The sequence below is a fragment of the Streptomyces pratensis genome (assembly GCF_037137275.1).
Classification (GTDB): domain Bacteria; phylum Actinomycetota; class Actinomycetes; order Streptomycetales; family Streptomycetaceae; genus Streptomyces; species Streptomyces pratensis_B.
On the sequence record NZ_JBBBEN010000098.1, the window covers coordinates 94,544 to 114,420 of the forward strand.

The 19,877-nt window shown below is 71.6% G+C and carries 19 protein-coding genes and 1 tRNA gene; 10 read left to right on the forward strand and 10 right to left on the reverse strand.

Going from position 1 to position 19,877, the window contains the following annotated elements:
- Positions 1-40: 40 nt before the first annotated feature.
- On the reverse strand, positions 41-637 hold the full coding sequence (locus tag V9U70_RS24265; RefSeq protein ID WP_336678522.1) for a TetR/AcrR family transcriptional regulator: 597 nt from the start codon (positions 635-637) through the stop codon (positions 41-43).
- A gap of 123 nt (positions 638-760) precedes the next feature.
- Here V9U70_RS24265 and paaN point away from each other — a divergent pair, with 123 nt between their 5' ends.
- Positions 761-2,461 carry a phenylacetic acid degradation protein PaaN gene (gene paaN, locus V9U70_RS24270; RefSeq protein ID WP_336678523.1) on the forward strand — a complete coding sequence of 567 codons (1,701 nt, stop codon included), beginning with the start codon at positions 761-763 and terminating at the stop codon, positions 2,459-2,461.
- Positions 2,462-2,503: 42 nt separating this feature from the next.
- Here paaN and V9U70_RS24275 read toward each other — a convergent pair whose 3' ends face one another.
- The 3 genes from V9U70_RS24275 to V9U70_RS24285 form a co-directional block, all read right to left on the reverse strand.
- Entirely contained in the window at positions 2,504-3,214 is a 711-nt protein-coding gene (locus V9U70_RS24275; RefSeq protein WP_336678796.1) for a TrmH family RNA methyltransferase, read from the reverse strand.
- Between the two features lie 140 nt (positions 3,215-3,354).
- On the reverse strand, positions 3,355-4,749 hold the full coding sequence (locus V9U70_RS24280) for an HTTM domain-containing protein (RefSeq protein ID WP_419724020.1): 1,395 nt from the start codon (positions 4,747-4,749) through the stop codon (positions 3,355-3,357).
- Positions 4,746-5,612, reverse strand: a complete 867-nt coding sequence (locus V9U70_RS24285) for a DUF5819 family protein (RefSeq protein WP_336678524.1) — start codon at positions 5,610-5,612, stop codon at positions 4,746-4,748. Before V9U70_RS24285 ends, V9U70_RS24280 begins: the two co-directional genes overlap by 4 nt.
- A gap of 115 nt (positions 5,613-5,727) precedes the next feature.
- Here V9U70_RS24285 and paaA point away from each other — a divergent pair, with 115 nt between their 5' ends.
- From paaA to V9U70_RS24310, 5 genes are read left to right on the forward strand one after another with little or no spacing between them, the layout of a single operon-like run.
- Complete coding sequence (gene paaA, locus V9U70_RS24290) at positions 5,728-6,813, forward strand: 1,2-phenylacetyl-CoA epoxidase subunit PaaA (protein WP_336678526.1); 1,086 nt, start codon at positions 5,728-5,730, stop codon at positions 6,811-6,813.
- Positions 6,810-7,100: a 1,2-phenylacetyl-CoA epoxidase subunit PaaB gene (gene paaB, locus V9U70_RS24295; protein WP_336678527.1), complete on the forward strand. Its 291-nt coding sequence runs from the start codon at positions 6,810-6,812 to the stop codon at positions 7,098-7,100. The genes paaA and paaB overlap by 4 nt, the downstream gene beginning before the upstream one ends.
- Positions 7,097-7,867 (forward strand): 1,2-phenylacetyl-CoA epoxidase subunit PaaC, encoded by a 771-nt coding sequence (gene paaC / locus V9U70_RS24300; RefSeq protein WP_336678528.1) that lies wholly within the window; start codon positions 7,097-7,099, stop codon positions 7,865-7,867. Before paaB ends, paaC begins: the two co-directional genes overlap by 4 nt.
- Positions 7,861-8,373: a 1,2-phenylacetyl-CoA epoxidase subunit PaaD gene (paaD, locus tag V9U70_RS24305; RefSeq protein WP_336678529.1), complete on the forward strand. Its 513-nt coding sequence runs from the start codon at positions 7,861-7,863 to the stop codon at positions 8,371-8,373. The genes paaC and paaD overlap by 7 nt, the downstream gene beginning before the upstream one ends.
- Positions 8,374-9,432: a 2Fe-2S iron-sulfur cluster-binding protein gene (locus tag V9U70_RS24310; RefSeq protein WP_336678531.1), complete on the forward strand. Its 1,059-nt coding sequence runs from the start codon at positions 8,374-8,376 to the stop codon at positions 9,430-9,432. It abuts the gene before it with no gap.
- A 354-nt stretch (positions 9,433-9,786) separates the two neighbouring features.
- Here the strand turns inward: V9U70_RS24310 and V9U70_RS24315 are convergent, their stop codons facing one another.
- From V9U70_RS24315 to V9U70_RS24330, 4 genes are all read right to left on the reverse strand, one after another.
- Complete coding sequence (locus V9U70_RS24315) at positions 9,787-10,131, reverse strand: rhodanese-like domain-containing protein (protein ID WP_336678533.1); 345 nt, start codon at positions 10,129-10,131, stop codon at positions 9,787-9,789.
- A 47-nt stretch (positions 10,132-10,178) separates the two neighbouring features.
- A complete protein-coding gene (locus V9U70_RS24320; protein ID WP_336678535.1) occupies positions 10,179-11,210 on the reverse strand; it encodes a J domain-containing protein in 1,032 nt (343 codons plus the stop codon).
- 79 nt (positions 11,211-11,289) lie between these two features.
- On the reverse strand, positions 11,290-12,726 hold the full coding sequence (locus V9U70_RS24325; RefSeq protein WP_419724021.1) for a DUF2252 domain-containing protein: 1,437 nt from the start codon (positions 12,724-12,726) through the stop codon (positions 11,290-11,292).
- A 249-nt stretch (positions 12,727-12,975) separates the two neighbouring features.
- Complete coding sequence (locus V9U70_RS24330; RefSeq protein WP_336678536.1) at positions 12,976-14,172, reverse strand: hypothetical protein; 1,197 nt, start codon at positions 14,170-14,172, stop codon at positions 12,976-12,978.
- Positions 14,173-14,251: 79 nt separating this feature from the next.
- Between V9U70_RS24330 and V9U70_RS24335 the strand changes: the two genes are divergently transcribed.
- Entirely contained in the window at positions 14,252-14,707 is a 456-nt protein-coding gene (locus V9U70_RS24335) for a MarR family winged helix-turn-helix transcriptional regulator (protein WP_336678537.1), read from the forward strand.
- Positions 14,708-15,149: 442 nt separating this feature from the next.
- Here the strand turns inward: V9U70_RS24335 and V9U70_RS24340 are convergent, their stop codons facing one another.
- Together V9U70_RS24340 and V9U70_RS24345 are read right to left on the reverse strand one after the other, a co-directional pair.
- Positions 15,150-15,980, reverse strand: coding sequence for a ScbR family autoregulator-binding transcription factor (locus V9U70_RS24340; RefSeq protein ID WP_336678539.1), 831 nt, complete (start codon positions 15,978-15,980; stop codon positions 15,150-15,152).
- A 473-nt stretch (positions 15,981-16,453) separates the two neighbouring features.
- A tRNA-Leu gene (locus V9U70_RS24345) sits at positions 16,454-16,536 on the reverse strand.
- Positions 16,537-16,852: 316 nt separating this feature from the next.
- Between V9U70_RS24345 and V9U70_RS24350 the strand changes: the two genes are divergently transcribed.
- From V9U70_RS24350 to V9U70_RS24360, 3 genes are all read left to right on the forward strand, one after another.
- On the forward strand, positions 16,853-17,710 hold the full coding sequence (locus tag V9U70_RS24350) for a DUF3662 and FHA domain-containing protein (RefSeq protein WP_336678541.1): 858 nt from the start codon (positions 16,853-16,855) through the stop codon (positions 17,708-17,710).
- Positions 17,711-17,720: 10 nt separating this feature from the next.
- On the forward strand, positions 17,721-18,239 hold the full coding sequence (locus V9U70_RS24355; RefSeq protein ID WP_336678543.1) for an FHA domain-containing protein FhaB/FipA: 519 nt from the start codon (positions 17,721-17,723) through the stop codon (positions 18,237-18,239).
- A gap of 129 nt (positions 18,240-18,368) precedes the next feature.
- Complete coding sequence (locus tag V9U70_RS24360; RefSeq protein ID WP_336678801.1) at positions 18,369-19,868, forward strand: PP2C family protein-serine/threonine phosphatase; 1,500 nt, start codon at positions 18,369-18,371, stop codon at positions 19,866-19,868.
- Positions 19,869-19,877: the final 9 nt, after the last annotated feature.

Consider the following 19,877-nt stretch of genomic DNA (forward strand, 5'->3'; position numbering starts at 1 on the left):
ACGGACGAACGACGGACCGAGCGGGACCCGGGAAGCCCGCTCAGCGACCGTTGGCCCGCATCCCCTCGAAGGCCAGCTGGACGACCGTGTCAGCGAGCTGGTCCTCGTCCGGGAAGCCGTCCGGCTGCGGCCGGTACCACTCGACCAGCGAGTTCACCATGCCGAACAGCAGCCGGGTCGCCAGGCGTATGTCCACATCCGCCCGGAGATCGCCGTCGGCCACCGCGGCCTGCAACAGCTCCGACACCCGCTGGTCGAACTCACGACGGCGCTCCAGCGCCCAGCGCTCGGTCTTCGTGTTGCCGCGCACCCGCAGCAGCAGCGTGACGTAGGGGACTTCGGCCATCAGCACCTGGACCGTGCGGCGCGTGACGTACTCGACCCGCTCGATCGCGCGCCCGCGCGCGGCCCCCGGCTCGTCGAGGATCTCGAAGAGCCCGTCGAGCGCCCGGCTGACGGCCCGCCGCAGCAGCTCCTCCTTGCCGGTCACATGGTGGTAGATCGAGGATTTCGAGATGCCCGCGGCACGGGAGAGATGCTCCATGGACGTGCCGTCGTAGCCGCGCTCGTTGAAGACACGAACGGCAACGCTCAGCAGAGTCTCCGGGGTGTACGTGTCCCGCTTGGCCGTGGTCATGTCCGCGATCCTCCCCCATGGGTTGTCCACAGGTTCCCTGGGGCCCCTTGTCCCGACCGATCGTTCGGTTACTCTAACTCCGTCCGTACCTCCCCGCCCGGCTCGATGAGGAGTTGGTCCGCCATGGCCGCCGCGCTCACCCCCCAGCAGCTGTCCGAGACCCACCGACCCACGCTCGACCAGGCCCTCGACACGATCAGTACCCGCGCCTACTGGTCGCCGCACCCCGAGCACCCGAAGGCCTACGGCGAGGGCGGCGCTCCGGGCAGTCTCGGGGCGGCCGAGGGCAAGGCCGCGTTCGACGCCCTGCTCAACACCCGGCTCGATCTCGGGCAGCCCGGCACCGACGGCTGGGTCGGCGGCGAGACCTCGCCGTACGGGCCACAGCTCGGCGTCGAGTATCCGCACGCCGACCCGGACGTGCTGCTTGCGGCGATGAAGGCCGGTACGGGCGCCTGGCGGGCGGCCGGCCCCGAGATCCGGGCCCTGGTCTGCCTGGAGATCCTCGCGCGGATCAGCGCCCGCACCCACGAGCTGGCCCACGCCGTGATGCACACCAGCGGCCAGGCCTTCATGATGGCTTTCCAGGCAGGCGGGCCGCACGCTCAGGACCGCGGCCTGGAGGCCGTGGCGTACGCCTACCAGGAACAGACCCGCACACCGGAGACCGCTGACTGGTCCAAGCCGCAGGGCAAGCGCGATCCGCTGAAGCTGCACAAGTCGTTCGTCCCGTCCGGGCGGGGCGTCTCGCTGCTGATCGGGTGCAACACGTTCCCCACGTGGAACGGCTATCCCGGCCTCTTCGCCTCGCTCGCCACCGGGAACCCGGTGCTGGTCAAGCCGCACCCGCGCGCCGTGCTGCCGCTGGCGCTGACGGTCGGCATCGCCCGCGACGTGCTGGGCGAGGCGGGCTTCGACCCGAATCTGGTCGCGCTGGCCGCCGAGCGGCCCGGCGAGGGCATCGCCAAGACCCTGGCGGTCCGCCCCGAGATCCGGATCATCGACTACACCGGCTCCACCGCCTTCGGCGACTGGCTGGAGAGCAACGCCCGCCAGGCCCAGGTCTACACGGAGAAGGCCGGCGTCAACACGATCGTCGTCGACTCCACCGACGACTACCGGGGCATGCTCGCCAACCTGGCGTTCTCCCTCTCGTTGTACAGCGGCCAGATGTGCACCACTCCGCAGAACCTCCTGATCCCCCGGGACGGCATCGCCACGGACGACGGCGCCAAGTCCTACGACGACGTGGTCTCCGACCTCGCGGCCGCTGTCAACGGTCTGCTCGGAGACGACGCCCGCGCGGCCGCGCTGCTCGGCGCCCTGGTCAACCCGGATGTCCGGGCACGCGTCGAAGCGGCGGGAGAGCTGGGCGAGGTGGCACTCGCCTCACGCGCGGTGGCGAACGCCGAGTTCCCCGACGCGGTCGTCCGTACGCCGGTCGTCGTCAAGCTCGACGGCACCAGGACCGACGACGGCGCGGCCTGTCTCTCGGAGTGCTTCGGACCGGTGTCCTTCGCGGTCGCCGTCGAGTCGACGTCCGCCGCCCTGGAGCTGCTCCGGCGCACGATCCGCGACAAGGGGGCGATGACGGTCGGCGCGTACACCACGTCCCCCGAGGTGGAGCGCGCGGTCGAAGACGTCTGCCTGGACGAGTCGGCCCAGCTCTCGCTGAACCTGACCGGAGGCGTCTACGTCAACCAGACGGCGGCCTTCTCCGACTTCCACGGCTCGGGCGGCAATCCCGCCGCGAACGCGGCGCTGTGCGACGCGGCCTTCGTCGCCAATCGCTTCCGCGTGGTGGAGGTGCGTCGCCAGGCCTGAGGGGCTCCCGCCCGGGGGCCCCGCCGGTCCTGCGGACACCTCCTAGGAGGCGTCCCCGGCCCCTCGCCCCGGAGCGTCGCGGGGGTCCGGGACGTCCGCGTAGCGCTGCACCCACGCGTGCATCGCGATCGCCGCGGCGGCGCCGGCGTTGATGGACCGCGTCGAGCCGAACTGAGCGATCGAGCACACCATCGTGGCGTGCTCGCGTGCTTCCTCGGTCAGGCCGGGCCCCTCCTGGCCGAAGAGCAGCACGCACCGGCGGGGCAGCACGGTGCGCTCCAGCGGCACGGCTCCCGGAAGGTTGTCGATCCCGATGATCGGCAGCGCCTCGGCCGCCGCCCACGCGGTCAGGTCCGCCGTGTCGGGGTGGTGGCGCACGTGCTGATAGCGGTCCGTGACCATGGCACCGCGCCGGTTCCAGCGCCGTCGGCCCACGATGTGGATCTCCTTCGCCAGGAAGGCGTTGGCGGTCCGCACCACCGAGCCGATGTTGAAGTCGTGGCCCCAGTTCTCCACCGCCACGTGGAAGTCGTGCCGCCGCAGGTCGAGATCGGCCACGATCGCCTCGCGCGTCCAGTAACGGTAGGCGTCGGAGACGTTGCGCCGGTCGCCCTGGGCCAACAGCTCCGGGTCGTAGCGCTCGCCCTCGGGCCAGGGCAGCGGGTGCGGCCCGACGCCGATCTGCTGCCCGTATCCGTCGTCGTACTGAAGCGGCTCCGCAGGAGAGCCCTCCGGCAGGACAGTGTCGGGCAAGAGGCCGTCCGTCGAAGGGGCGCCCTCCGGGCGGGCCTCGGGCGGGAGGCGCCTCGGCCGGGCGGGCCCCACGGGCGAGGTCGCCTCGGCGGGGTCCGCGGGCACGGCCGGGGGCTCTGGGGTGGTGCCGGTCTCGCTGCTCACCCGACGAGCGTATGGCCCCCGCCGTCACCGCGAGTCCTGGGCTCCCCCGTACCGTCGTGGCCGTCCTCCGCCGGCCGGGTCTCCGGCGTGCCCGGCGGCCCGTCCCCGGTGCCGGCCGCGGTGCCGGCCGCGAGGGGCGCCCGGGCTCGTCCGGGCAGTCGGGAGACCAGCCGCCGCCGTCCGAGCGCCGCCCGGCCGCCCAGCCACACGAGAAAGGCGGTCGGCAGGAAAACGGCGTCGGCCGCGATCATCGCCATGGAGAAGAAGGGCAGTCCGAGGAGCAGGGCGATCCCCGCGTGCTCGCAGATCATCGCGCACAGCAGGACGTTCTTGACCCGCCGGTTGAACAGCGTGAACGGGAAGGCGACCTGGATGATGACCGTGCCGTACGTCAGCACCATCACCATCAGCCCGCTGGCGGCCAGGATGTCCGACAGGGCGGGCCAGGGGGTGAAGTAGTCGAGCTTCAGCGGGTAGTAGAGCGCGGTGCCGTCCTGCCAGCGCGATCCCTGGATCTTGTACCAGCCCGCGGTCGCGTAGATCAGGCAGACCTCGGCCATGATCACGGCCAACGTGGCGTTGTGCCCGAGGTTGGCCAGCACGTCGAGCAGGATGCGGGACTGGCCGAGCGGCGCGTAACGGTTCACCGCCCACCAGGCGGCGGCGGAGAGCCACACCGTCCACAGCAGCGCGGGGAGCCACCAGGTGCCACCGAGCCCGTCCATCAGCGTGGCGATCAGCAGAACGGGCCCGAGCACCGCCCAGAACACCGCGCCCACGACGTCCCGCGCGGGCCCCAGCCCCTCCGTCGCGCGCTTCGCGTTCCGCGCCGCGCGCCTGGCGTCCAGCGACCAGACCTGGGCACAGCGCGTCAGCACCAGGTAGATCGCCATGAGGTGGACGACGTTGTCGCCCCCGTCCCCCATGAAGATGCTGCGGTTCTGCACGGAGAGCACGCCGACCATGAAGAGGACGGACACGGTCCGGGTGCGCCACCCGACTAGCAGCGCCGCGGCGGACAGCAGGGTGAGGACGTACACGGCCTCGAACCAGAGCACGCTGTCGGTCCACATGAGCACGGAGAAGGCGTCGTTGCTGTCCGTGAGCCGACGGGCGAGGTCCCAGTGCCACGGGCTGTCCGGCCCGTACAGCTCATGCCGGTGCGGCAGCTCGCGCAGCAGGAAGAACAGATAGGCAGCGGCGAAACCGATCCGGACGACGGCGCTCTGGTACGGGCCGAGGGCCGTGGCGGTGACGCGCTGAAGGGCTCGTGCCAGGCCGTCGGCGGGGCCGCCGGGGCGTGAACCGGAAGGGCGGGAAGCGACGGGGCCCAGGCCGGCCGGCCGGGAGGGGCCGGGGGGCGGCGGGGCGGCGGGCGGGGGGACGGTCACCTTTGCGCCTCCCCACCCTGCGCCGCGGCCGGGCTCCGTTCCGTGCCCCGGCCTCGCGCCTCCTCCACGTTCGCTCCCGCTGCCTCTGCTGCCTCCGCCGGCAAGTCCTCCCGGGTCACGATCCACCAGGGGAGCACGCGGTAGACAGGCTCGGTGCTGATCTTCTCGTCGCTCCAGGGGGGCGGGGCGACGGAGCTGGTGGCGGAGCGGAGCTGGATGCGCTCGATCGTGCCGCCGTAGTCGCGTTCACTCAGCCGCAGCATGGCGATGCGCCGGACATAGCGCTCGGAGAGTTCGCCCCGCAGGCCGTTGGAACGGTTCCGGTCGTCGTGTGAGTTGACGTAGAAGTCCCAGCCGCGGCGGAGCTCGTTCTGATGGATGTGACTGGGCAGGAGGTTGCCGCGTATGCCCTCGCGGTCCTCGTGGGTGAGACTCATCCAGCCCGTGGTGCGGCGCCCCTCTGCCCCCACCACGTCGGCCCGCACATGGACGGCGATGTTCTGCTGGAGCGGGTTGGGAGCGAAGAGCTTCCAGTTCTGCTCGAACTCCGGGTAGATCCAGTCGTCGATCGTCTTCCCGTGCTGCTCGGTCACCGTGTTGGACGGGGCCACGTGCAGAAACACCATGGCCACCTGAGCACAGGCGAGGAGCCCGATGAGGGACAGAGCCAGCGCCGCGACCACCTGATACGGGAAGGAGAGCCCGGCTATGCCGGTGGTCGGGACCGGGGGCTCCGTCGCGTCTGCGGGCGCTGTCGGCGGTACGGGTGCGGGCGCCGGGCGCCCGGCCGCCCCTCGCGGCGCCGCCGACGGCCAGGCGCCCCTCTTCCTCTCCGCAGAGCCCCCGTCGTGATCCGATTCCATCCCGCCCCGCTCACCGTCGATCACCGCTCAGTTATCCACAGGGTTGACACCCTACGGGCCTCCGACTCACCATTGAAGCCAAGGAACCGAACGATCGGTCGGTAGGGAGCCCGGGATGGCGGCAGTGACTGCGGACCAGAAGACGCAGAGCACATCTGGCACAGCGGACGGGGGGGAGACGGCCGTGGCGGAGCGCGTCGCGGCCTTCGACGCGGCCGTGGCGGCCGACGAGCGGATCGAGCCGCGCGACTGGATGCCGGACGCCTATCGGGCCTCGCTGGTCCGCCAGATGGCCCAGCACGCCCACTCGGAGATCATCGGCATGCAGCCGGAGGCCAACTGGATCACCCGGGCGCCCTCGCTCCGGCGCAAGGCGATCCTGATGGCCAAGGTGCAGGACGAGGCCGGCCACGGGCTGTACCTCTACAGCGCCGCCGAGACGCTGGGCACCAGCCGGGAGGAGCTGCTGGACAAGCTCCACGCCGGCCGCCAGCGCTATTCCTCGATCTTCAATTACCCCACGCTGACCTGGGCCGACGTCGGAGCGATCGGCTGGCTGGTGGACGGCGCCGCGATCACCAACCAGGTGCCGCTCTGCCGCTGCTCCTACGGCCCCTACGCCCGCGCGATGGTGCGCATCTGCAAGGAGGAGTCCTTCCACCAGCGCCAGGGGTACGAGCTGCTGCTCGCCCTCAGCCGCGGCACCGAGGCCCAGCACGCCATGGCCCAGGACGCGGTGAACCGCTGGTGGTGGCCGTCCCTGATGATGTTCGGCCCCCCGGACGACGCGTCGGCCCACTCCGAGCAGTCCATGGCCTGGAAGATCAAGCGGCACTCCAACGACGAACTGCGCCAGCGCTTCGTGGACATATGCGTACCGCAGGCCGAGGCCTTGGGCCTCGCCCTCCCCGACCCCGACATCCGGTGGAACGAGGAGCGCGGCCAGCACGACTTCGGGGCGATCGACTGGGCGGAGTTCCACGAGGTCCTCAAGGGCAACGGCCCCTGCAACGAACAGCGGATCACCCAGCGGCGCACCGCCCACGAGGAGGGCGCCTGGGTCCGTGAGGCGGCCGCGGCATACGCGGCCAAGCACGCCCCGGCCGCGACTCCCGCAACACCCGCACCCGCCCAGACGCCGACACCGGCACCGGCGAACGCGTCCGCACAGCCCGCATCACAGGTGGAGGAGACGGCATGAGCAGCTCGACCGACTGGCCTCTGTGGGAGGTGTTCGTGCGCTCGCGGCGCGGGCTGTCCCACACCCATGCGGGCAGTCTGCACGCGCCCGACGCCCAGATGGCCCTGCGCAACGCCCGTGACCTCTACACCCGCCGCTCGGAAGGCGTGTCGATCTGGGTGGCGCCCTCCACCGAGATCACCGCGTCCTCCCCCGACGAGAAGGACTCCTTCTTCGAGCCGGCCGGGGACAAGCCCTACCGGCACCCGACGTTCTACGACATCCCCGAAGGGGTGAAGCACCTGTGAGCGCCGCGATCGCTCTCGGCGACGACGCGCTGATCCTCTCGCACCGGTTGGGGGAATGGGCCGGACACGCCCCCGTCCTGGAGGAGGAGGTGGCGCTCGCCAACATCGCGCTGGACCTGCTGGGCCAGGCCAGGGTGCTGCTCTCGCTCGCGGGGGACGAGGACGAGCTCGCCTACCTCCGCGAGGAACGGGCCTTCCGCAACCTCCAGCTCGTCGAGCAGCCGAACGGGGACTTCGCCCACACCATCGCCCGGCAGCTCTACTTCTCGGTGTATCAGCATCTGTTGTACGAGCGCCTGGCGGCCGGGGACGGGGAGTTCGCCGGCCTCGCGGCCAAGGCCGTGAAGGAAGTGGCCTACCACCGCGACCACGCCGAGCAGTGGGTCCTGAGGCTCGGCGACGGAACGGAAGAGAGCCACGGCCGGACGCAACGCGCCCTGGACGCGCTGTGGCGGTTCACCGGAGAGATGTTCCAGCCCCTCGAAGGCCTCGGCGCCGCCGCCTCCGGGCCCGCCTCCGTCCCCGGGGCCCCGCCCGCCCACGGGCACACGCCCAGCCCCGACATCGACTACGACGAACTGCGGAGCAGCTGGCTCAGCGCCGTCACCGATGTCGTCGAGCGGGCGACGCTGGCACTGCCGACAGGACCGCAGTCCGGGGGCTGGGCGGCCGGTGCGGGGCGCCAGGGTCTGCACACCGAGCCGTTCGGCCGCATGCTCGCCGAAATGCAGCATCTGCACCGGAGCCACCCGGGGGCGTCATGGTGACCGACACCCGGCTGGAGGAGGAGCTGCGCGATCTCGCCGGCTCCGTGCCGGACCCCGAGCTTCCGGTGCTGACCCTGGCGGAGCTCGGCGTCCTGCGGGACGTGCGGGTGGACGGGCCCGGCCGGGTGACCGTGCGGCTCACCCCGACCTACACCGGCTGCCCGGCGATCGAGACCATGGCGGCCGACATCGAGCAACTGCTGCACGACCACGGCGTGCCGGAGGTCTCCGTGGTCACCGTCCTCGCGCCGGCCTGGTCGACGGATGACATCAGCGCCGAAGGGCGTCGCAAGCTCGCCGCGTTCGGCATCGCGCCGCCGCGCGCCCAGGGGCCCGCCGGCGGGGCCCCCGGCGGCGGCCCCGTGCCGCTGGCCCTCTCGGTGCGCTGCCCGCACTGCGGCTCGACGGACACGGAGTTGCTCAGCCGGTTCTCCTCCACGGCCTGCAAGGCCCTGCGCCGCTGCGTCACCTGCCGTGAACCGTTCGACCACTTCAAGGAGTTGTGAATGTTCCATCCGCTCCGGGTCAGCGCGATCGAACGGATCACCGACGACGCGGTGGCCGTGACCCTCGACGTGCCGACCGAGCTGCGCGAGACCTTCCGCCATACGCCCGGCCAGCACCTGAACGTGCGCTACCGCGTGGACGGCGAGGAGGTCCGCCGCTCCTACTCGATCTGTGCGCCGGCCACCGAGCCGCCGGGCGATCCGGTGCTGCGGGTGGGCATCCGCATGGTCGAGGGCGGAGCGTTCTCCACCTACGCCCTGAAGGAGCTGGCCGTCGGAGACCATGTGGAGGCTATGCCCCCAAGGGGCCGCTTCGTGCTGAAGCCGCGCCCCGGCCTGTTCGCGGCGGTGGTCGGAGGGAGCGGCATCACACCGGTGCTGTCGATGGCGGCGACGCTGCTCGGCCGGGAGCCGGCGGCCCGGTTCTGTCTGGTCCGCAGCGACCGCACAGCGGCGTCGACGATGTTCCTCGATGAGGTGGCCGACCTCAAGGACCGTTACCCGGAGCGCTTTCAGCTGGTCACCGCACTGTCCCGGGAGGAGCAGTCGGCCGGTCTGCCCTCCGGCCGGCTGGACACCGAACGGCTCACCGCCCTGCTGCCCGCCATGCTCCCGGTGCCCGAGGTGGACGGCTGGTTCCTCTGCGGTCCGCTCGGCCTCGTACGGGGGGCGGAGAAGGCGCTGCGGGCGCTCGGCGTCGACCGCACCCGGGTCCATCAGGAAATCTTCCACGTCGACGACGGCCCCGTCGACGCCACGGTGGTGCCGGTCGCCGCTCCGGCAGACGCCACACTGACGGCGACCCTCCACGGCCGCTCGGGCAATTGGCCCGTGAAGGACTCCGAATCCCTGTTGGAGACGGTGCTGCGGGGTCGCGCGGACGCCCCGTACGCCTGCAAGGGCGGAGTGTGCGGAACCTGCCGGGCGTTCCTGGTCTCGGGCGAGGTGCGGATGGACCGCAACTTCGCGCTGGAACCGGAGGAGACCGAAGCCGGTTTCGTCCTGGCCTGCCAGTCGCATCCGCTCACCCCGGAGGTGGAGTTGGACTTCGACCGCTGACGCCCGCCCGCCCCAGCGCCTCCGCACTGTCTCGTTCCCTCAGGGTCTGTCCTCTCCCGAGGAGGCCGGTCCCGCAAGGGCTGGTCCGCAAAGGCCGGCCCCGGAGAGGCTGGACTCGAAGAAGCCGGCCTCTCCCCACGGGCGGCCAGGACGGGGGCCGCACCCTGGCCCGCGGGCCCGCCGCCCACCAAAGCTCGGGTGACTGGCAACGCTCCTGAAGCGGAGGCTCCTGGGTCCCGGTGCGCGTGGGCCGCGGACGCGCCCGGCCCACGCGCAGGCATCACGCCCTGGCGCGGCCCCGCAGCCCGCGACGACAGGTCACCGCCGGCCGGAGGCCGGGGGAGGCTGCGGGGTTCAGAGCACGAAGGCCGGCGCCCCGTTGTCCGCGACCATCGGACGCCCGGCGCCGTCCCACGCCTGCATGCCGCCGTCGACGTTCACCGCGTCGATGCCCTGCTGGACGAGATACTGCGTGACCTGGGCGGACCGGCCGCCGACCCGGCACATCACATGGACGCGACGGCCGTCCCCTGCGGCCTCGGTCAGCTCGCCGAACCGGCCCACGAAGTCGCTCATCGGAATGTGCAGCGCACCCTCGACGTGACCGGCCGCCCACTCGTCGTTCTCGCGGACGTCCAGGACGAAACCGTCCGACGGCACCTCCGCGGCGTCCACCGAGGGCAACGGGGCGAAGTTCATGGGTCAGGCCTTCTCTCGTGACGTACGCGGCTGAGTCACCGGGAACGCTACTGCACCAGCTCCGCCAGCTCGGCCTCACGCCGCGAGACCTCGCCCAGCAGCTGCTCCCCGACATCCTCCAGCAGCTGGTCCGGGTCGTCCGGGGCCATCCGGAGCATCGAGCCGATCGCGCTGTCCTCCAGCTCCTTGGCGAGCACGGTCAGCAGCTCCTTGCGGCGGCTGAGCCACTCCAGCCGGGCGTAGAGCTCCTCGCTCTCGCTCAGCGGGGACAGCGGCAGCACCGGGCCTGCCGCCCACTCCGCCACGAGCTCCTTGAGCAGCTCGACGTCACCGCGACCGTAGGCCGCGTTCACCCGGGTGATGAACTCGTCCCGGCGCGCCCGTTCCTGCTCGTCCTGGGCGAGATCCGGGTGGGCCTTGCGTGCCAGGTCCCGGTAGAGCTTGCGGGCCTCCTCGCTCGGCCTGACCCGCTTGGGCGGCCGGACCGGCTGCTCCGTGAGCATGGCCGCGGCCTCGGGGGACAGACCGTCGGTGTCCATCCAGTCGTGGAACAGCTCGTCGACGCCGGGCATCGGCATGACGATCGCCCGCGCCTCCTGGGCCTTGCGCTGGTCCTCCGGATCACCGGTGCGGGCGGCCCGCGCCTCGGCGATCAGAGCGTCCAGCTCGTCGAGGCGGGCGTACATCGGGCCGAGCTTCTGGTGGTGCAGCCGGGAGAAGTTCTCCACCTCGACCCGGAACGTCTCCACCGCGATCTCGAACTCGATCAACGCCTGCTCAGCCACCTGCACCGCCCGGGCCAACCGGGCCTCGGGCCGCGGCTCGGCGCCCCGCCCATCGAAACCGTGCCCCTCGTCGACCGGCCCCTCGTCGACCGGTCCCTCGTCGGCCTGCGGCGGGACGGGCGCTCCGGCGGCGCCGTAGGCGGCCGCACCGGTGCCGTCCGCAGGGTCCGGAGCGCTCGAAGCGCCCGGCGCCCTCTGTGCCTCCGGCGTGGGCCGGGGCTCTTCCGGCCGGTCGTTGTCCTGCCGGTCATCATCGTTCCGGGTGGTCGGCACCCCGGCGGCTTCGTCGGTCACCCGTCCAGCGTATGGCCATGCCCGCGCTGTACGGCACACGCGGTGGGCCGTCGAGGCGGCCCACCGCGTCCGGGAGTCGTCACACACCGAACTCTGCGGCTGTGCGGCCCGTCTTGATGGCTCGCACCAGATCGGCGTGGTCCGCCTCCGTCCGGTCGGCGTACGTCACCGCGAAGGCGGCCACGGCCTCGTCCAGCTCGTCGTTCTTGCCGCAGTAACCGGCCAGCAGACGCGGGTCGGCGCTGTGCGCGTGCGCCCGCGCGAGCAGCGCGCCGGTCATGCGCCCGTAGTCGTCCACCTGGTCGGCGGCGAGCGCGGCGGGGTCCACGCTGCCCTTGCGGTTCCTGAACTGCCGGACCTGGAAAGGCCGGCCCTCGACGTCCGCCCAACCGAGCAGGATGTCGCTGACCACCTGCATCCGCTTCTGTCCGAGCACCACCCGGCGGCCTTCGTGGGCTGCCTGCGGCGCACCGAAGCCGACCGCCGGCAGGTGGGGCGCGAGTACCGAAGGACGCGCCTCCTTCACCTGGAGTATCAGCGGCTCACCGCGGTGGTCGAGCAGCAGCACCACGTAGGAGCGGGTCCCCACGCTGCCGGTGCCGACCACGCGGAAGGCCACGTCGTGGATCGCGTACCGGGCCAGCAGCGGCACCCGGTCCTCGGAGACCGTCGAGAGATAGCCGCCGAGCCCTGCTGCCACGGCCGCCGCCTCCGCGTCCGGCACCCGGCTCAGCACGGGCGGGGAGTCGACGAAACGCCGGCCGCCGTCGGGGCAGTCCTCCGTGCACTTGGCCGCGAACCGGGCACTGGTGTTGTTACGGGCCTTCTCCGAGACCCGCTCCAGGGTCCCGGCCAGATCGCGCGCGTCGGCGTGCGAGACCAGTTCCTCGTCCGCGATGGCGTTCCAGGCGTCGAGCGCGGGCAGCCTGGCGAGGAGCCTCAGCGTGCGGCGGTACGCGCCGACCGCGTCGTAGGCCCCCCGGCGGCAGGTGTCCTCGTCGGCCCCAGCGGCCCGGCCCGCGAGCACCAGGGAGGTGGCGAGCCGCTTGAGGTCCCACTCCCAGGGGCCGAAGGCAGTCTCGTCGAAGTCGTTCAGGTCGATGACCAGGCTCCCTCGGGCGTCCCCGTAGAGGCCGAAGTTGGCGGCATGGGCGTCGCCGCAGAGCTGGGCGCCAACGCCGGTGACCGGGCTGCCCGTCAGGTCGTGGGCCATCAGACCCGCAGCGCCCCGCAGGAAAGCGAACGGGGTGTCCGCCATCCGCCCCACCCGTATCGGCGTCAGGGCGGGCACCCGGCCCCGGTTCGACTCCTCGACCGCCCGCACCGCGTCCGGCCGCCCCTGCGGCAGGACCAGCGAGGCGTGCGAGGCACGCGGCACCCGCTCACGCAGCGCCTTTCCCGCCGCCTTCTGCGCACTCGACGCCCCGCGCCGGGCGAACCCGGGCACGACCGGAATGCGCGGACCACCGGCCCCCGCAGTGCGCTGCTCCGGCGTCGTCCCCTCGGTTCCGCTCATGGAGCGTCGCCTCCCCCATCTTCGTACCGCTCGTCGGCTGCCCGGCTTTCCCGCCCGGTCAGCGGCCCTGTGTCCACCAGCGACCGAGCACGACGGTACCGCCGCGGCCGTTTCCTCCCTGCCCACCCGGTCCTGTGGACATCTGCGGGCCCGCCCAGGCCGTGCCGCCCAGGCACAGGCCCGCTCAGGTCCGGTACGCCCAGGCCCGGCACAACCAAGCCCGGTAAGCCCAGGCCAAGCCCGCCCGGGTCAGACGCCCACCGCCTCCTCCAACTCCTCCTCCAGCTCCTTCCTGTCGTGGGCGTCCTTCGCGTGGGCGGCCTTCCCCCTCGCCGCCCACGCCTTCGCCGCCCCCGCCTTCTCCGCCCCCGTCTTCTCCGCCCCCGTCTTCGCCGGCTCTGCCTTCGCGGGCTGTCCCCCGGCCGCCGCTCCCCGCGTCGCCCCGGCGGCCGACGCCGCCGCCCGTCCGCGGGCCTCGGTCAGGCCGGCGAGTCCCAGCACCGCCAGCCCGGCGACGAACCAGAGCGCCAGGACGAGCACATGACCGCCGAGCGCGTGCCCGCCGAAGTAGACGTGACTGCGCACTCCCTCGATGAAGCCCGCACCGTTCCAGAAGGCGTGCAGCGAGCCGAAGAACCCGGGCTGCAGCTCCGGCCGGAAGATGCCGCCGGAGCTGGTGAAGTTGAGCATGACGAACAGGACCATCACCCCGAGCGTCGTCCACCGCTTGAGAAAGGTGTGCAACCCGACCCCGATCAGCAGGATGCCCGCGGAGTAGAGCCAGGCCATCGCCCACAGGCCGGCCAGCCCCCGGTCGACCAGTCCGAACACCGGCCCGGCGAACGCCGCACCGATCAGGCTCACCACGAGCGATGCTCCGGCCACCAGCGCGGCCCTGACCCGCAACGGCAGCACACCGCCCGCACCGCCGATCACGGCCACCGAGGCGTACGAGCCGATGCTGATGGCGACCAGGAGGAAGAAGATGCCCTGCCCGGTCGGGTCACCGTCCGCGGTCGGTGCCACGTCCGTCACCTTCAGTGGAGCGCCTTTCTCGGCAGCCACCTCGGTGAAGACCTTCTCGACGACGGTGGCGCTGGTGTCCGACGACGCGGTGGCGACCACCAGTTCGGGGCTCTCGCCCGGCAGGTAGGCGCCGTAGCTCTCCTGCGTCCGCAGGTGGTCGACGGCCGTGTCGCGGTCCCCCACCGTGCGGACGTTCAGCGCCCCGTCCCCCCGGTCCTGGAGCGTCTGGGCCAGCACCTGGGCACTCGGTCCTGAGCCGACCACGTCCACCCGCAGGTCGTGCGGCTGCGGGGCGTGGAAGGCCCCCAGGTAGGCGAGCCCCATGCCGAGGCACATCAGCAAGGGGGTGAGGAGGTGACCCAGCACGTGGCGCAACGCCCCGGCCGGGGCGGCGGAGGCGGTACGGGAGCCTGCGGACATCCGAACGATCTCCTATCGTTGGCTTTTACAACTAATGACTCGTTGTACTATACAACTTGAACGCGAGAAGGGTGGAACCGTGACAGAAACCCCAGGCGGAGGCGAGCGCGAGGAAGCGCTTGAGGTCATCCAGCGCGAGCTGACCGCGTTCGCGCGCCGGGCGCGGGCGGCCGCCGCGCGGATGCACCCGGAGCTGCCGCTGGTCTCGTACACGCTGTTGGCGCACATCGACGACCGGCACGGCTGCCGGGCCACCGACCTGGCGTCGCACTACATGCTGGACAAGTCAACGGTCAGCCGTCAGGTAGCGACCCTGGAGAAGCTCGGACTGATCGAGCGCCACCCGGACCCGGCCGACCACCGCATTCAGGTGCTGCACCCCACCGAGGCAGGCACGCGCGCACTGGCCTCCACCCAGGAGAGCCGCAGGGCGGCGTACCGGGAGCGGTTGGCCGACTGGACCGGGCAGGACCTCGCCCGCTTCGCCGACTACCTGCTGCGCTACAACGGCTCCGGCGCCTCGGACAGCCGCTGAGCCTCGTCCCGGGCTCCCCGACGGGCACACACCCAGGCCACCCGCCGAGAGCAGAGCACTTCCTCGACCGGCGACGTCAGGCTCGACAGGCGGCGTCCGGCTCGACAGACGGCGTCCGGTGACGGCCGGGCCTCGGCGCAGGCGTGCGCCGAGGCCGGACAGGACGACAGGGCCCGAGAGACCCCGGCGTGACACCGCGGCCCGTACGCGACGTCAGACCGAGGCCCGGTCCGCAGCAGGAGGCCGGTCGGCCGAGGCGGCTCCCGCAAGGTCCGGGCACCCTCTCGCGGAGGCTCGGAATTTGTCCAGAATTACTGTGCACGGAGTCGCCAGAAGAGCGAGAGAAGCACCTTCTGGCGACGTTCTCCCAGGAGAACGGGCAAGCAGGCCATCTCGATGAATCGGGTGTTTCACGTGAAACACCGCACGCTCATGGCGCGGGTCAGCCGGCCCTGCCGACCACGACCGACGAACCCGCAGGCTCATCCTCGGCCTCGTCGGCGGCACTCCCCGCCCGCCCACCACGGCCGGCGTCGCCGCCCCGATGCCCCGTACCGCCCGGACGGAGGCCCGTCGCCGTCCCGGAAGCGGAAGCGGCGTCCTCCTTCGCGGCGGCGGCGTTCCTGGCCTCCTGCTCCTCGCGCTCGGCCTTCTCGCGTGCCTGGGCGGCCAGGTCGACCCGGCCCTCCGGCTTGATGTGCGCGATGACACCGGGATGAGCGATCGACGGAAGGATGTGACGCCACATCTCCGCCACCTGCTCGCGCAGGTCGGCCCGCCCGGAATCGGCCTCCGAGACCAGCTGGATACCGGTGAACGAAGCGACGATGATTTTGGCCGACACCATGGGGTCGATCTGGGGGAACACCTCGCCGCGCTCCTGGCCCAGCTCCAGCATCCGTGCCGTCGCGTCGATCCAGTCGCCCCACGGGTGCGGGCCGCCGAGGAAGACTCCCTCGATGGACAGCCTCGTGCCCGCGCGGGCCATCGCGTTGTGACGCAGCGCGAAGGCGAACTGCTGGCCGCCGTCCACCAGGGACTGGAGCGGCGACCCCTCCTGCTCGAACTCGACCGTGGCGGTCTGCTCGTCCATGATCGCCTGCGCGATGGCTTCCTTGGAGGCGAAGTGGAAGTACAGCGCCCCCTTGGTGACCTTGGCACGGCGCAGGATCTCCGAGATGGCGGCACGCTCGTAGCCGTAGTCGTCGAAAACGGTCGCCGCGGCATCCACGATCGACCGCCACGTCTGGACCGCGCGCGCCTGCTTCGCCATTTCCTGCCTCCGGGACGTTCTGTGCGCGCTCAGCCCTTCACCGCCGAGCCGCCGTCGATCCAACCTCTGCCGTCAGCGTATGCAAGCGCGCCGCTGCGCCGACCATCGGTCTGTCCGGAAACCGCGCCCACATCCGGTGGATCTTGGTCGGCCGATGACCGTCCCGGGCCCCGGAGTCCGTCCGACGACAGACCACCGAAGGGCCCGCAAAGGTCCTTGTGAGCTCGCCCCCTGACCTACCCCCCGTCCGTACCCCGCCCGTCCGTGAAACACACAGGGCGCCCACGGGCCGCAGGAGTCAGACGGCGTACAGGAGTCCGGCCGCACAGAGCACGGGAGCACCCCGACAGCACCCGAGCACCGACCGCAGCCAGAGCACCAGAGCACCGTACGACGAAGAACCCCCGCTCCGGATCTCTCCGAAGCGGGGGTTCTGTCGAACCAACCTGACAGTTGCGAGCAACTGTCCGCTGTGCGCGAGGGGGGATTTGAACCCCCACGTCCCGAAGGACACTGGCACCTGAAGCCAGCGCGTCTGCCGTTCCGCCACTCGCGCAAGAGTGGTGCTTTCAGACTCTCTCACCGTGTGGTGGGAGCGCCTGGCGACAAACGGAAGATTAGCACGCTGCGGAGGGCGGATTCACATCCGTTGTTTTCGTCGGCCCCGGGAGGGGAAGCGGGAACCCCGAGCCGCCGCCCCCACTCCTCCAGAGTGCGGCTCGAGTGCGGGACACTGTGAGGAGGCCACCTCTACGATCCGTGTGAGGGGTGACACTCATCCACAGGCCAGACAAGGGGAACCAGCCGATTTCCCGACGCGTGGATACGATCAGCAAGCAGTGCAGGGACGATGACACCGGAGGAGGTGCCCCATGGGGGTCATGAAGCGTTTCGAGCAGCGCCTCGAGGGGCTGGTCAACGGCACCTTCGCCAAGGTCTTCAAGTCCGAGGTACAGCCGGTCGAGATCGCGGGCGCCCTCCAGCGGGAGTGCGACAACAACGCGACGATCTGGAACCGCGAACGCACCGTCGTCCCCAATGACTTCATCGTCGAGCTCAGCATCCCGGACTTCGAGCGGCTCAGCCCGTACTCCGGCCAGCTGGGCGACGAGCTGTCCGGCCTGGTCCGCGACTACGCCAAGCAGCAGCGCTACACCTTCATGGGGCCGATCAAGGTCCACCTGGAGAAGGCCGACGACCTCGACACCGGTCTCTACCGGGTCCGCAGCCGCACCCTGGCATCGAGTTCGTCACAGCCCGACCAGCAGGGCCCGCCCCCACAGCCCGCGGCCGGGCGGCCCGCCGCCCCGCAGGCCCCCGGGGGCTACGGCTACCCCCCGAGCGCCCTCCCGCCGATGCCCGCGGCCCCGCCGCCGGGCGCCGGAGGACCCCCGGCCCCCACGAGCGACCGGCGACCGCCGGCCACGCCCGGTCCTCGGCCGGACGCCCGGACGCGCCGCTGGATCGAGATCAACGGCACCCGCCATCAGATTTCCCGCGCGACGCTGGTGCTGGGACGCAGCACCGACGCCGACGTGCGGATCGACGACCCCGGCGTATCGCGCCGGCACTGTGAGATCCGGACCGGAACGCCCTCGACGATCCAGGATCTCGGGTCCACCAACGGCATCGTGGTGGACGGGCAGCACACCACCCGCGCTACGCTCCGCGACGGCTCGCGGATCGTCGTGGGCAGCACCACCATCGTTTACCGGCAAGCCGAAGGGTGAAGCGGGGGCAATGTCAGAGCTGACCCTGACGGTCATGCGGCTAGGTTTCCTGGCCGTTCTGTGGCTGTTCGTCATCGTGGCCGTCCAGGTCATCCGCAGCGACCTGTTCGGAACGCGCGTCACGCAGCGCGGCTCACGCCGCACCGCGTCCGACGCGCGCCCGCAGCAGGGCCGCCAACAACAACCAGCGGCGCCGCCCCAGCAGCGCCAGCAGTCCGGCCGGCAGCGCCGGGGGGCGCCCACGAAGCTGGTCGTCTCCGAGGGCATCCTCGCGGGCACCACGGTCGCCCTCCAGGGGCAGACCATCACGCTGGGCCGGGCCCACGAGTCAACGATCGTGCTGGACGACGACTACGCGTCCAGCAGGCATGCCAGGATCTACCCGGACCGTGACGGCCAGTGGATCGTCGAGGATCTCGGGTCCACCAACGGCACCTATCTGGACCGGACCCGGCTCACCACCCCGACACCAGTTCCGCTGGGCGCGCCGATCCGTATCGGCAAGACCGTCATCGAGCTGCGGAAGTAGTACGACAATGAGCGAGCGGAGCGAGCGAGCCGCGGCGGACCCGTCGGCGGACGCTGCCCGGTTCCCGACCGGAGGGTGGGCAGTGTGGCTCGAGACAGGCTGTACCCCGAGCCGACGGGCGAGGTGCGCATGAGTCTGTCGCTGCGCTTCGCCGCCGGATCGCACAGGGGCATGATCCGGGAGGGCAACGAGGACTCCGGCTATGCCGGGCCCCGCCTCCTCGCCATCGCCGACGGCATGGGCGGCCAGGCCGCCGGCGAGGTCGCGAGCTCCGAGGTGATCTCCACGCTCGTCCAGCTCGACGACGACGTACCGGGCTCCGACCTCCTGACCTCGCTCGGCACCTCGGTCCAGCAGGCCAACGACCAGCTGCGCGTCATGGTCGAGGAGGACCCCCAGCTGGAGGGCATGGGCACCACGCTCACCGCCCTGCTCTGGACCGGTCAGCGCCTGGGCCTCGTGCACGTCGGCGACTCACGCGCGTATCTGCTGCGGGACGGCGTCCTGACCCAGATCACCCAGGACCACACCTGGGTGCAGCGGCTGGTCGACGAGGGCCGGATCACCGAGGAAGAGGCCACCACCCACCCCCAGCGTTCCCTGCTGATGCGGGCGCTCGGCAGCGGGGACCACGTCGAGCCGGACCTCTCCATCCGCGAGGTCCGCGCCGGCGACCGCTATCTGATCTGCTCGGACGGCCTCTCCGGCGTCGTCTCCCACCAGACGATGGAAGAGACCCTTGCCAGCTACCAGGGCCCGCAGGAGACCATCCAGGAGCTGATCCAGCTCGCTCTGCGCGGCGGCGGCCCCGACAACATCACCTGCATCGTGGCCGACGTCCTGGACGTCGACAGCAACGACACCCTGGCGGCCCAGCTCAACGACACCCCGGTCGTCGTCGGCGCGGTCGCGGAGAACCAGGCCCAGCTGGGCGACGGCGGGGCCATGCAGACGCCCGCCGGCCGCGCGGCCGGTCTCGGCCGCCCCGTCCCCCCGCCCGCCGGCGGCTTCGGGCCTCCCGGCAGCGGCGACACCGGTTACGGCGCCATGCCCGACGGCTCCTACGACACGTACACCGACGACGACTTCGTCAAGCGGGGCGGCGGCCGCACCTGGCTGAAGCGCTCCCTGTACGCGGTGCTCGCGCTGGCCGTGATCGGCGGGGGCCTGTACGGCGGCTACCGCTGGACGCAGACCCAGTACTACGTCGGCACGCAGGGCGAGAACGTCGCACTCTTCCGGGGCATCAGCCAGGACCTCGCCTGGGTCTCGCTCTCGGAGGTCGAGAAGAACCACCCCGAGATCGAGCTCAAGTACCTTCCGCCGTACCAGCGCAAGCAGGTCGAGGCGACCATCGCGGAGGGCAGCATCGCCGACGCCCGGGAGAAGGTCGCAGAGCTGGCCCTCCAGGCGTCCGCCTGCAAGAAGGACGCGCAGCGCCGCGCGGCCGACGCCGAGAACCGGGCCCGCACGGGCGAGGGCGAGGCCGGCGGCACCGCCGGAGCCCCCGCCGCCAGGACTTCCGCCACGTCCTCCGCCACGGAGACCAAGCCGACCACCGCTCCCACACCCGGCCCCAGCCTCTCGGAGGAAGAGAAGAAGCTGGTCCCGCAGTGCGGTAAGCAGTAAGCCGTAGGG